The following is an 11,722-nucleotide window of genomic DNA, read 5'->3' as shown; positions in this document are numbered from 1 at the left end:
AGAGGTTTCCACTCCAACCCTTGCGGGGAAATTCTTATCCCTTGACGGCTCCGGCGGCCACACCCTGAATAATGTATTTCTGCATGAAAATGTAGAAGATAACAATCGGGATAATCGCCAGTACCAGCATTGCCATGAGGGCACCCATGTCTCGGTTACCGTTTGAGCCCAGCAGGAACTGCACCACAATCGGGATGGTACGGTATTCGCTGCCTGGCCCCAAGACCAGGTTGGGGAGTAGGAAGTCGTTCCATACCCACATGGTGTTAAGGATGGCCACAGTAATCGCGGTGGGTTTTAGCATCGGCAGCACTACCCGGAAATAGGTTTGCACCGGGTTACAACCGTCGATAGTGGCGGCCTCTTCAATGTCGATGGGAATCGATTTAACGAATCCGGCAAACATGAAGACGCTGAGACCGGCACCAAATCCTAGATAGAGAACCATCATTCCCACGGGATTATCTAGGCCCAGGATGCTGGATACCTGCACGGTGGGGAACATGACCATCTGGAAGGGGATCACCATCGAGAATACAAAAATGTAGTACAGGGCGCTGGTCCACCAACGCTTTACTCGAGTGATGTAGTAAGCGGTCATCGCACATAACATGACGATAATCGCTACCGATCCAATAGTGATTACGAATGACCACAATATTGAACTAAAGAAATTCGACAGTTGTAGACCGGTCGCGTAGTTCTCAAGCCCTACGAAAGTATCTCCTATCGGTAGGCCGAAGGGATTGTTCGACAGCTCGAACTTCGACTTGAAGGAGTTCATAAATACGAACAGGATTGGCCCTAAGAATATGCAGGTTAAGGCAATCAAGATGATATATAGGAACACCTTGCCCATCGGGCTAACCCCGGGATTATTGGTGCCTTTAACGGGCTTCTGCTTAGCAACAGGCTGCGCTGGGGCAGCGGCGGTAGTGGTGCTCATGCTTCAATCTCCCTTGAACGAGTTGCCCGTAGCTGGAACATGGCGATGGCCACCACGACTACTACGAAGATAACTGCTTTAGCTTGTCCAACGCCTTCCATACCCACCTGGTTAAACATGGAGTTAACGATATTGAGGGCGACCATCTCAGTCTTGCCCGAGGGCGCACCGGCAGTTAACGCCAGGTTCTGGTCGAACATTTTGAAAGTGTTCGACAAGGTTAGGAAGAGGCAGATAGTGATAGAGGGCATCACCATAGGAATGGTGACATTGCGTAGCACCTGCCAGCGACCTGCCCCATCAATTTCTGCGGCCTCAGTAAGTTCTGGAGGCACGTTTTGGAGGCCGGCAATATAGATGATCATCATGTAGCCGATTAACTGCCAGTTAATCAGAATAATTAATCCTGCGTAGCCGTATTTCCAGTCTGTAACTAGGGTCGCGCCATAGTTCTGTAAAAAGGCGTTGATAATAATTTGCCAGGTGTAACCCAAGACGATGCCGCCAATCAGGTTAGGCATAAAGAACACGGTACGGAAAAAATTAGTACCGCGTAGTTTGCGGGTTAATACCCAGGCGATCGCGAACGCAAAGAGATTTACGGTAATGACCGAGACTATTACTACCAATACGGTAAACAGGAACGCAGAGGTGAAAGTATCTCGAGAATCAAAAACCTCTAGATAGTTCTTAATTCCGACAAAGGTCGCATCGGTGATAGTGGTGAATTCACAAAAAGATAGGAAAAAACCAACGATGAACGGTATCAGAAAGGCGATTAGAAAGGCTGCCAGGGTGGGCAGCACAAAAAGTGGAAAATAATATTTTAAATTCGACTTCATTGTCTATCCATTTCCTTTGACCGGTGGATAAAAGATTTAACAAAAACTGGGTTTTACTGATGATAATCGAGCTGTAACCAAGTTGGTGTGCGTCTTAGAAGACGGGGAATGTATGGCTGGCAAGGGGAGGTGGCAGATAAGAACCGGGCGGTTCCCATCTGCCACCTTGTCCCTTGTAGGGCATTCGCCCTCTTTTATCTAACCGAGGTTATTTCTCAGTTATTTCTTTTCGGCGGCCCAGCCGTCTTGGAAGTTCTTAACTACCTTGTTCCAGTCCAGGTTGCCGATGGCGTACTGTCCTAGATCCTGGCCAAAGTCGTCCTTAAACTTCTGCGACGGGTAAGTGGTGAATACCCACGGCACTGTCTTGAGCTGGTCGTTTGTTAGCGAAGCCGCGATCTCCTTAGCCAACGGGTCATTCGGAATCTCATCAGCGGAGAAAGCCTTGAACGGGGCAATAAAGCCCAGGTCTTCCACCACGAACTTCTTACCCTGGGGATCGGAGAAGAGCCAGTTGATGAAATCAATGGTGGCCTTCTGATCAGCTTCCGAGGCCTTGGCATTAACCGCCATGAAGGCTTCGGTACCTACTGCCAGACCCTGCTTTTCTTCACCCTTGTGACCGGTGTAGATAGGCAGCATCTTAATCTTGTCTTCCTTAACTACGTTGCCTTTCTCTTCGGCGACCTGGCTCCAAGCCCAGTTACCGTTTTGCACCATAGCGGCTTTACCCTGCGCAAACTCAGCCATGGAGTCGGCTACGTTCTTGTTAGGAGTTAGCTTGCGGTCAACAGTGGAGTTATCCAAGTAGAGGTCGAAAATATTCTTGAACTCTTTGTTGTACTTGAATTCTGCTTTGGCTTTATCGGTTACCTTGTCGTCCTGGTACTCGTAGTACATGGGGATGTTAGACAGGTGGGTCTGCCAACGCCAATCTTCACCTTTAGCCAGAGAAGTGGAGGCAAACACGCCCTCAATTCCGAGGTCGGCCTTGTGGGCTTGCATGTCCTCAACAACTTCTTTCAGTTTGGCAAAGTTATTGATTTCATCCATCTTGGTGGCTTTGGCGCCCGGCATGGCGAAGTACTTGTCCATAATTTCTTGGTTGTAGACAATGCCGTAACCTTCTACTGCCAGCGGCACCCCGTAGATTTTGCCGTCTTCGCCCTTCAGTGCCAAGTTGGGATCATTGAGATCTTTGGCAAACTTAGTATCGGTAAGATCTGCAGTGTATTTCTGCCAGCTCTTCAGGCCTACCGGACCGTTTACATTGAACAGGGTAGGAGCATCAGATTTAGCGACTTCGGACTTTAGCTGTTGTTCGTAGTTTCCAGAACCTACAGTTTGGACTTTAACATCTACGCCCTTGTCTTTGGTGTAGGTCTCAGCAATCTTCTTGAAGGCTTTTTCCTGCTCCGGCTTCCAGTTCAACATGTAGACTTTGCCTTTGCCGTCGCCGGCATCGGAGCCTGAAGAGCAGGCTGCCAAGCCGGTTAATGCAAAAGCACTGGCAACAAAGGTTGCCAAAATACGAGTTTTCCTTGACATTAACGTCCCCCTTTGGACCGTCGATCAATAGGTGCGGGTCGGCTCCCGCCCTCCGTCGGAAACGTTTCCGACGAACATCTCTACATTATCAGGTAGTAACCCTAAAGGAAAGTGTCAAGTTATGAATTGTTACCTTCTTGTTAACTTTTGCAGGTAAAACACCCTGGTTTAGCAATAAGCGGCGGCGGCGCGGGGATTCTCCTTCCGCGCCGCCGCCTGGCATTGCAATGTTTAGTTGTTTGTCGGGAGATGCCTATTTACAGCACTCGCACGTATACGGGATTTCCGTAAACCCGGGCGATCTTGACCCGATCTCCCGGTTTCGGAGCGTGAATCATATAGCCATTACCGAGGTAGATCCCGACGTGGCTAGAGTAGTTAACCATATCGCCCGGCTGTGCCTGAGACTTGGAAACAAACTTTCCGACTCCGCGTTGGTGTACTGCCCGCCGCGGCAGCTTAATCCCGGCAGCGTTGCGATATACGTAGGAGGTCAGTCCCGAGCAGTCAAAGCCTTTGGGAGAAGAACCTCCCCATACATAGGGAACCCCGATGAACTGCTTTGCATAAGCAATAATTTGCGACCGAGAAGCATTGCTGCCAGTAGCCTGTTTCTGGTTATTTTCCTGTTTTGCAGCTCTGTTGCTAGCTTTTGGCTGGCTCTTATTAGTGGATTTGCTGGTAGAAGTTTGTTTCGGAGCCGGAGAACTATTATTGGTCTGCTTTTGCTCCTGAGCTCGCTTCTTAGCTGCTTCTTCCCGAGCTTTTTGCTGCTCTGCCTCTTTGCGGGCTTTTTCTTCCGCAGCTTTCAGGGCAGCCTGGGCAGCAGCCTCTTCGCGAGCCTTCCGCTCCGCTTCGATCTGCTCTTGGCGCTCTTTCTCGGCCTGCTCGGTTACCCCGCGCGCGGCCGCTAACTGCTTAATTAGCTCTCCGCGTTGCGCCCCCAAATCGGTGAGTTGCTTCTCGGAAGCTGCTTTCAGCTGGTCAGCTGCATCCTTCTGAGTTTTAAGTTCGCTAGCAGCCTGTTCTCGTTCTTGTTGCGCCTGAGTAGCGCGTTCTTGCAGAACGCTAGCAACTTTAGCGATCGATTCAAAGGTCCGCATCTGGGAATCCGCCTTCGAACCGAATAGCTCGACGGAGACCTTCCTCATTTCCACAGTCTGCAGACCATCGGCATTCAGGTAGGGGGTCAGCGAAGAAAGCGATCCCTGGGTGGTGTAGATAGTACGCGCCAAACCGGCTAGAGCCTTGCGCGCCTGCTCTACCTTTTCTTGTGCCTCTTGAGAATCCTGGGCAGTTTTATCTGCTGCCTGCTTGGCAACCACCAGGTTAGAGATGGCGTCGTTATAACTGGCTTCAGCTTCCTCGGCTAGATCGCGAGCGTTCTGAGTCTGGGTGCTGACCTGGGCAAGTTGTGCCTCGATGGCGGCCACCGAGTTAGCTGCATTAGTTTCCGCAGCTTTAGCTGCCTCTACCTTGTCGTCAGCTGGTGAGGCGAACGCTGCAGGTGCAAATATCGAAGCAGACGCCGCTAGCGCGAAGCTGGCCGAGATGACCAACGCGCGTCTTCCAGCTTTTTGTCCCGCAAAATTGTGGGGCTTCATAGCTTTCCTCCTAGAGCGACTTTGGGAGTTATAAGTCGGACTAAGTGCCACGATACCGCTCTTTGGCACCTCTAACAACAAAATTCACATTAACCACATGTGTCACAGGGGCGCGTTTGCGAGGGTTTCCTGGTTGAAATTGCTACTTTTCAAGGGGATATACGGAATTTACAAAAAGAAACACGCGGAAAATGCCGTAAAGTGAGATATATCACTAGTTGGGGTTGTTGGCGTTTTCCGCGTGTTTTGGGGGCAGGAAATTACTCGGTAATCTGTCCGTCGAAGAAGTCAGCGACTAGCCCAAAATATTTCCTGCCATTTTCTGCTTCCCATTGCTTCATCCGTTCCCGCGAACGACGGATTTCTTCCTCAGCTTCTTTGCGCCCAACCCAATGGGCGCCCTCCACTGATTTGCCTGGCTCCAAATCTTTGTAGACCTCGAAGAAGTGCTGAATTTCCAGGCGGTGAAACTCAGAAATATCTTCAATCTCAGTACGCCAAGAAGCGCGCTGATCAGCGGCAGGAACACATAGAACCTTATCGTCACCGCCGTTCTCATCGCGCATGCGGAACATTCCCAGCGGACGGCAGCGGATAACGCAGCCGGGGAAAGTGGACTCTTCCAAGACCACCAGGGCATCTAAGGGGTCTCCGTCCTCTCCCAGGGTGCCATCAATGAAGCCATAGTCATCGGGGTAGCGAGTGGAAGTAAAAAGCATACGATCTAGACGGATGCGGCCAGTACCGTGATCAACCTCGTATTTGTTACGGTTACCTTTCGGAATCTCGATGGTCACGTCAAATTCCATGTCTTTTCCCCTTTCCGCCCCAATAGGCTAAGTGTGCGACAATCGGGGCAAAAGTGTTACCGCCGAAGTCGTAGCATCTGCTTTATATTTAAGAATACGTGGAAAATTCATAAACGAGGGGAAGAATGCGAAAATCTGTACTTTTACCGCTAATTCTCCTGGTAGCAATGGTAGCAAGTGGCGTCGGCTATGGCGTTTTGGACGCCTACAACCTAGCGCCAGGGATTCTTACCTTAGAAAATGAATCTTTAGAGTTACCAGAAACGGTGGAAATCAACCTTACGGACGCTAAAAGTAAGGAAGTGCCAGGAGGTAATGAACAAGCTGCTGAAATTACGGCGGCGCAAGTTCAGCCCCTGATGCAACAGCTAGTAACCCAAGCTCAGCATGGCTCGCAACCGGATCCCGCTATTAATGCCGCGGCGGAAAAAACGCCGGTAGCCACGGGAGGCAGAGTCGGAGCCGTAGTAATCGATACCGCTAGTGGAAAAACTCTTGGTCAGGTTAACGCAGACCAATTAATGACCCCTGCCTCTTCTAGTAAAGTCGTGGCCGCGGCCACCGCCTTGAAAACCTTGGGGCCTGACTACCGTTTCACTACTTCGACTCACTTGGCAGGCAATAAACTATTTTTGCGAGGAAATGGAGACCAGCTGTTATCGGCAGGTTCCGGCAATCCCGCTGCCACTTCCGGACATGCCGGGCTAGCAGATCTAGCAGCCCAAACTGCGCAACAGCTAAAAGAAAAGAAAACTACTTCGGTGCAGCTGTTTTTGGATGAGAGTGTCTTCGGAGATCAAAGCCCGCTTCCAAACTGGCAAGCCCAAGGTAATGCCAGTTACGAAACCAAACCTACTCCTATTGCGATTAACAACGGATTAGCTAACCCCGAGCTTTCCTACGGATACCTGCCCGATCCGGCGCTATCGGCAGCGGAGCAGTTTGCGGCGCGGCTGCAAGAACAGGGTATTAATGCGGGGCAGATCCAGCGCGGTACCACCCCCAAGGAAGCTAGGAAAATCGGGGAGGTAAAGAGCGCTGCCTTGCATGAAGTTATGCATGAAACGCTGAAAGAATCGAACAATATGCTGGCAGAAGTGCTTTGTCGGGCCTCAGCAGCAAAAGCCGGAACCGGTGCCAACTTCCCGGGGGAAATAAAAGTTGCTCAAAAAGTTTTAGGGGACTTAAAACTTGAGGGTGCCGCCTTTGCCAATCATGATTGCTCCGGGCTGTCAACTGAGAACAAGATCAAGCCGCAACTACTAGCTGCGTTAATGCAATCCGCAGCTCGCGGCGATGATCCACAGCTGCGTCCGCTAGTTTCTTCCCTTCCTATTGGTGCCCTAGATGGCACCTTGCATGATCGGTATTTGCAACAAAACGGAGCCGGCAATGTGCGGGCAAAAACCGGTTCTTTGCAGCACTCGCGGGCGCTCACCGGCTTGGTGACTACCAAATCCGGTCGTACCCTCACTTTTTGCGTGATCATTGATTCCTTTAAGGACGGAACCGGCGGAATTGCGCGCGGTGCCATCGATAACTTCGTAAACGGACTAGCAGGTCTGTGACTCGGAAACCGCGAGGAGCGAGAGGGCGGATAGAAAGAGCCGTTCTGGAGCAACTAAAACGTTTAGAAAAAACCCATCCGCAGGCGACCTTGTTGGTGGCGTGTTCGGGCGGTGCCGACTCCCTAGCGCTAGCTGCCGCCCTGGTCCGTCTGGCGCCAGCCCGTGATTTTAAACTAGTGGCTGCCACCGTTGATCATGGTTGGCGCACAGAATCGAGGGCGCAGGCGCAAAAGGTGCAAGAATTACTTACCGGTTTAGGCTATAGCCAAGTCGAGCTATTAACCCTTTCTCCAGCCCAAACAGCCGGTAAGGGCAAAGAAGGCGATGCTCGCAAAGGACGCTATCTGGCCCTAGAAGCAGCAGCTAGCCGGTATGGTTCCTTGGGGAAAAATGTTTTTATCCTCTTGGGACATACCCGCGATGACCAGGCAGAAACCGTGCTATTGGGGTTAATTCGCGGAAGTGGGGCGCGCTCGATTGCGGGGATGCGTAACTGGGATGAAGGCGCCGGAGAGCAAAGTAGTAGACGCGCCGGCTATCTACGACCACTTCTGAAGCTACCTCGTCGTGACACCGTAGCTGCCTGCCGTGAAGAGGGACTTCCTTATATCGACGACCCCTCCAACTATCCCGACGGTCCAGTTCGAGCCGCAGATGGTACGGCTTTGCGGCGGTCAGCCCTGCGTTACCAGGCCTTACCCGCCCTCGAAAAAGCTCTGGGGGTAGATCCGCGCCCCGCCCTCGCCCGCACTGCCGCCTTGTTGCAAGCAGACTTGGATGCCCTCGATGCTGTAGCTGCCGATTGGTATGCGCAGACTCTACACAAGGAGGGGGAAGCAGTAACCTTGGAAACTAAGCAGCTGCTTTCTCAACCTCCAGCGATTCGCAAACGGGTTTGGCGTCTGGCGGCGCTGGCGGCCGGGGTAAGAGCCTCAGACCTAAGAAAAGTTCAACTCGATGCCGTGGATTTTTTGGCTACCCAGCGTCGCGGTACCGGCCCGATCCAGCTGCCCGGGAAAGTCAACTGCACCCGGGAGGCAGGAAGCTACCAACTTAAATTTCGGGCGCAATTGAAAGGATAGACTGGGAAAATGGACGCAAATGATATGGGCGATGCGCTGGAGCGGATATTAATCAGCGAGCAGCAAATCGCGGACAAGCTGCAAGAAATGGCCACCCAAATTGATCGTGACTATCGCGGACGTGAAATCTTACTGGTAGGGGTGCTCAAGGGAGCCACGATGGTAATGGCGGATCTATCTCGCCTAATTCACACCCCCTTAGAAATCGATTGGATGGCGGTCTCCTCCTATGGAGCTTCCACCAAATCCTCCGGGGTGGTCCGGATTCTTAAAGACCTGGACTCTGATCTCGGGGGAAGGGACGTGCTAATTGTCGAGGACGTGATTGATTCCGGCCTGACTTTAGATTGGCTCACCCGTAACCTGAGTTCCCGCGGCGCGTCCTCGGTAGAAATTGCAGCGCTGCTGCGCAAACCCGAGGCGGCAAAAGTTGCGGTTGACGTGAAATACGTGGGATTCGATATTCCCAATGATTTTGTAGTGGGATACGGCCTGGACTATGCGGAAAAGTATCGCAATCTCCCGTTTGTGGGTACCCTGGCCCCCCATGTTTACCAATAGCGGGTTATTGAGGTTAAAAGCCAGCGCTACATCGAAGGAAAGCGATACCTCGCGAGTATAAAATTCGGCTGAGGGTGACCAAAATAAGCAATTGCGGGGCAAAGCGTTTAGGCTTGTCTCTAGAAATAATGCCGCCACGCGGCACCGGCTAATAGGGTATGAAACCGATAAATGGCGAAAAAGAAAAAAGAGAATAAGAAGTTATGGCTTAAATGGGGCGTCCCGGCGATGGTGGTAATCGCCGCATTTTGGGTGATTTCCCTAGTAATGGCGCCCACGGTCGTTGATACTTCCGAGGGTATCGCGCTGCTTAAAGGGAAAACCGTTGAGCGGGCGATAGTCAATGATGGTACCCAGCAGGTAAAGCTAGAGCTATCGAAGAAATACACTCCCAAGAACTTGGGGAAAGATGCCCAGGTGATACCGCAAAGCGCCACCAAAGAGGTCACTTTTACCTTTGTGCAATCCCAGGCGGAGCAGGTAAACGAACTAATCCAGGACGGGGACCTCAAAAAGGGGTATAACTCGATTTTCCCGACCGGTTCTTGGTGGTCAGCGCTTTTACAGATGATGATTCCGCTGCTGCTGTTCTTCGCGCTGATCTGGTGGGCGATGTCGCGGATGCAGGGCGGCGGAATGATGGGATTTGGAAAATCCAAGTTCAAGAAGTTTGACGCCTCCGCTCCCAAGATTACTTTCGCCGATGTAGCGGGAGCCGATGAAGCGGTAGAAGAACTCCGCGAAATTCAAGAGTTCTTGGCTAACCCGGCCAAATTCCATAACCTGGGAGCTCGGATCCCGAAGGGCGTGCTGCTGTGTGGTCCGCCCGGAACCGGTAAAACTTTGCTGGCCAAGGCAGTAGCCGGGGAAGCGAAAGTGCCTTTCTTCACCCTTTCCGGCTCGGAATTCGTAGAGATGTTCGTAGGAGTGGGAGCTTCGCGAGTGCGTGACCTGTTTAGTCAGGCTAAAGAGTCCGCCCCGGCGATTGTGTTTGTGGACGAAATCGATGCGGTGGGGCGTCACCGTGGCACCGGCATGGGCGGGGGTAATGATGAACGCGAACAAACCCTAAACCAGCTGCTGGTAGAGATGGACGGGTTTGACGAAAACACCAACGTGATCTTGATTGCCGCCACCAACCGTCCCGATGTGCTTGATCCCGCTCTGCTGCGTCCGGGACGTTTTGACCGGCAGATAAACGTGGATGCCCCCGACATTAAGGGACGGAAAGCGATTTTGCAGGTGCACGCCAAGGGCAAGCCGATGACCACCGATGTGGATCTAGAACAGATTGCGAAACGTACGCCCGGCTTTACCGGTGCCGACCTAGAAAATGTACTTAACGAGGCAGCGCTGCTTACCGCCCGCTCCAATGCGGATTTGATCGATATGCGCGCAGTTGATGAAGCCATCGACCGGGTAATTGCCGGGCCGCAAAGACGTACTCGGGTGATGAATGATCACGACAAGTTGGTCACTGCCTATCATGAGGGCGGACACGCGCTTTGTGCCGCCGCTTTGCGCTATACCGATCCGGTCACCAAGGTGACGATTTTGCCGCGCGGGCGCGCCCTGGGGTACACCATGGTGATGCCCGTTGAGGATCGCTATTCGCGCACCCGCAACCAGCTCTTAGATGAATTGGTGTACTCCATGGGTGGACGGGTAGCTGAGGAGCTAGTGTTCCTAGATCCTTCCACCGGTGCTTCCAATGATATTGAAAAAGCGACCGCAACCGCCCGCCGCCTGGTAACCGATTTTGGGATGTCCGACAAGGTAGGGCCAGTAAAGCTGGGTAAGGATGATAGCGAGCCTTTCTTGGGACGCGATGGTATCTCCAGTAGAAACTATTCCGAGGCAGTAGCCAGCACCATCGACGAAGAAGTTCGTAACTTCCTAGATAGCGCTAACCGCGAAGCCTGGGAAATCCTTACCCGTAACCGGGGGATTCTTGACGATCTGGCTGCCCGGCTAATTGAAAAGGAAACCTTACTAGAAGAGGAACTAGACGAAATCTTCGCGCCGGTACAAAAACAGGCTGAACGCGCTATCTGGTCCTATGGCAAAGAAGGGGCAGTACCGGAGGCGGTTTTCGGCAAACCGATCGCTGGTTCCCAAACTCCGGCGACGGCTCCGATTCCGGAAAATCTAGTAACAGAAGGCGAGTAGCTAGTGGCGTATAACCAGGCCGGAGTGGAAAAAGCGATTCGGGATTTACTGATCGCTATCGGTGAGGATCCCGATCGGGAAGGACTGCAGGAAACCCCGGCACGGATGGGTAGAGCCTGGAAAGAAGTAATCTCGGGGATGCACGCCGATCCGGCAGCGCCTCTCGAAAAGCAGTTTCATGTGGACGATGAGGAAATGGTGATGGTGCGGGGCATTCCTTTCTACTCCCTGTGCGAACATCACCTGTTGCCTTTCTTCGGGGTGGCCCATGTGGCCTATATTCCTCGTGATGGCCGGATTACTGGGCTATCGAAACTGGCGCGGGTCGTAGAGGGTTTCTCTCATCGCTTGCAGGTGCAAGAAAGGCTGACTGCGCAGGTAGCTGATGCTATAATGGAGAAACTGGATCCGTGGGGCGCAGCGGTAGTTATCGAGGGTGAGCATCTTTGTATGTCTATGCGCGGAATTAAGAAACCAGGTGCTCGTACCACCACCTCGGCGCTGCGCGGAGTCATGCGTTCGGACCCGCGATCCCGGGCGGAAGTGCTTTCCCTAATCCGTGAAAACTAGTTAGCTTCAGTGTTTTATCGGGT

Annotated in this window: 10 protein-coding genes; 5 read left to right on the top strand and 5 right to left on the bottom strand. The window is 52.3% G+C overall.

What is annotated here, in order from left to right:
• Window positions 1–34 precede the first annotated feature (34 nt).
• The 5 genes from F605_RS0102855 to F605_RS09500 all read right to left on the bottom strand — a co-directional run bounded on the left by F605_RS0102855 (window position 35) and on the right by F605_RS09500 (window position 5,749).
• Complete coding sequence (locus F605_RS0102855; protein WP_022864404.1) at window positions 35–946, bottom strand: carbohydrate ABC transporter permease; 912 nt, start codon at window positions 944–946, stop codon at window positions 35–37.
• Complete coding sequence (locus tag F605_RS0102850) at window positions 943–1,788, bottom strand: carbohydrate ABC transporter permease (RefSeq protein WP_022864403.1); 846 nt, start codon at window positions 1,786–1,788, stop codon at window positions 943–945. Before F605_RS0102850 ends, F605_RS0102855 begins: the two co-directional genes overlap by 4 nt.
• 219 nt (window positions 1,789–2,007) lie before the next feature.
• Window positions 2,008–3,336 carry an ABC transporter substrate-binding protein gene (locus F605_RS0102845; protein ID WP_022864402.1) on the bottom strand — a complete coding sequence of 443 codons (1,329 nt, stop codon included), beginning with the start codon at window positions 3,334–3,336 and terminating at the stop codon, window positions 2,008–2,010.
• Window positions 3,337–3,593: 257 nt separating this feature from the next.
• Window positions 3,594–4,940, bottom strand: a complete 1,347-nt coding sequence (locus F605_RS0102840) for a C40 family peptidase (protein WP_022864401.1) — start codon at window positions 4,938–4,940, stop codon at window positions 3,594–3,596.
• 260 nt (window positions 4,941–5,200) lie between these two features.
• Window positions 5,201–5,749, bottom strand: a complete 549-nt coding sequence (locus F605_RS09500) for an inorganic diphosphatase (RefSeq protein WP_022864400.1) — start codon at window positions 5,747–5,749, stop codon at window positions 5,201–5,203.
• Window positions 5,750–5,874: 125 nt separating this feature from the next.
• On the opposite strand from F605_RS09500, the gene dacB reads away from it, so the two are divergent.
• The 5 genes from dacB (at window position 5,875) to folE (ending at window position 11,699) form a co-directional block, all read left to right on the top strand.
• Window positions 5,875–7,317 (top strand): D-alanyl-D-alanine carboxypeptidase/D-alanyl-D-alanine endopeptidase, encoded by a 1,443-nt coding sequence (dacB, locus tag F605_RS09495; RefSeq protein ID WP_022864399.1) that lies wholly within the window; start codon window positions 5,875–5,877, stop codon window positions 7,315–7,317.
• Window positions 7,314–8,399, top strand: a complete 1,086-nt coding sequence (gene tilS / locus F605_RS09490; RefSeq protein ID WP_022864398.1) for a tRNA lysidine(34) synthetase TilS — start codon at window positions 7,314–7,316, stop codon at window positions 8,397–8,399. Before dacB ends, tilS begins: the two co-directional genes overlap by 4 nt.
• Window positions 8,400–8,408: 9 nt before the next feature.
• Window positions 8,409–8,960, top strand: coding sequence for a hypoxanthine phosphoribosyltransferase (gene hpt / locus F605_RS0102820; RefSeq protein ID WP_022864397.1), 552 nt, complete (start codon window positions 8,409–8,411; stop codon window positions 8,958–8,960).
• A 171-nt stretch (window positions 8,961–9,131) separates the two neighbouring features.
• Window positions 9,132–11,129: an ATP-dependent zinc metalloprotease FtsH gene (gene ftsH, locus F605_RS0102815; protein WP_022864396.1), complete on the top strand. Its 1,998-nt coding sequence runs from the start codon at window positions 9,132–9,134 to the stop codon at window positions 11,127–11,129.
• Window positions 11,130–11,132: 3 nt separating this feature from the next.
• A complete protein-coding gene (gene folE / locus F605_RS0102810) occupies window positions 11,133–11,699 on the top strand; it encodes a GTP cyclohydrolase I FolE (protein WP_022864395.1) in 567 nt (188 codons plus the stop codon).
• Window positions 11,700–11,722: the final 23 nt, after the last annotated feature.

The sequence above is a fragment of the Varibaculum cambriense DSM 15806 genome (assembly GCF_000420065.1).
Classification (GTDB): Bacteria; Actinomycetota; Actinomycetes; order Actinomycetales; family Actinomycetaceae; genus Varibaculum; species Varibaculum cambriense.
This window is presented reverse-complemented; position numbering and strand designations above follow the sequence as displayed.

Coding starts and splice junctions, on each gene's coding strand:
- F605_RS0102855 (WP_022864404.1), bottom strand. CDS start 946: ATGAGCACCACTACCGCCGCTGCCCCAGCGCAGCCTGTTGCTAAGCAG.
- F605_RS0102850 (WP_022864403.1), bottom strand. CDS start 1,788: ATGAAGTCGAATTTAAAATATTATTTTCCACTTTTTGTGCTGCCCACC.
- F605_RS0102845 (WP_022864402.1), bottom strand. CDS start 3,336: ATGTCAAGGAAAACTCGTATTTTGGCAACCTTTGTTGCCAGTGCTTTT.
- F605_RS0102840 (WP_022864401.1), bottom strand. CDS start 4,940: ATGAAGCCCCACAATTTTGCGGGACAAAAAGCTGGAAGACGCGCGTTG.
- F605_RS09500 (WP_022864400.1), bottom strand. CDS start 5,749: ATGGAATTTGACGTGACCATCGAGATTCCGAAAGGTAACCGTAACAAA.
- dacB (WP_022864399.1), top strand. CDS start 5,875: ATGCGAAAATCTGTACTTTTACCGCTAATTCTCCTGGTAGCAATGGTA.
- hpt (WP_022864397.1), top strand. CDS start 8,409: ATGGACGCAAATGATATGGGCGATGCGCTGGAGCGGATATTAATCAGC.
- ftsH (WP_022864396.1), top strand. CDS start 9,132: ATGGCGAAAAAGAAAAAAGAGAATAAGAAGTTATGGCTTAAATGGGGC.